The following is a 373-nucleotide window of genomic DNA, read 5'->3' as shown; positions in this document are numbered from 1 at the left end:
GGAATCGATTCCAAAGAGGGGGAAAACACTTGGGAACAATTCCAGCACCGATAGCGCTTTACCTTTACGAACAAGTACACCGGTTGATGGAAAATCGCCAAATCCCGTACTTTTCTTGTCCGTCTGTTGTGGACAGAGGAAGTGGCAAACCCACAATGAGGGCAACGTTCCTGTGTCTCTGTTTTCTCTACATGAATCGCATAACCATAGGAATGAAGTTCTTGTTTAATCACTTTAAATTCTGGCAATCCTAGTGGTATAGAAAGCACTTACGAGACCTCCTTAATGTTTATTTCACCGCTAACATTATTGCCAGGATCTCGTCAGTGCTTTCTCTTTTTTGTCACTAAATCACAAAATTTGGTGATGAACC

1 protein-coding gene is annotated in these 373 nt (G+C 42.1%); it reads right to left on the bottom strand.

Annotated features, from left to right (window positions below; genetic code table 11):
* On the bottom strand, positions 1–269 hold a 269-nt coding region (locus tag ETC02_RS17175), incomplete at its 3' end, for a transposase family protein (RefSeq protein WP_171698501.1).
* Between the last annotated feature and the right edge of the window lie 104 nt (positions 270–373).

The sequence above is a fragment of the Geobacillus sp. DSP4a genome (genome assembly GCF_013096875.1).
In the GTDB taxonomy this organism is placed as follows: domain Bacteria; phylum Bacillota; class Bacilli; order Bacillales; family Anoxybacillaceae; genus Geobacillus; species Geobacillus thermophilus.
This window is presented reverse-complemented; position numbering and strand designations above follow the sequence as displayed.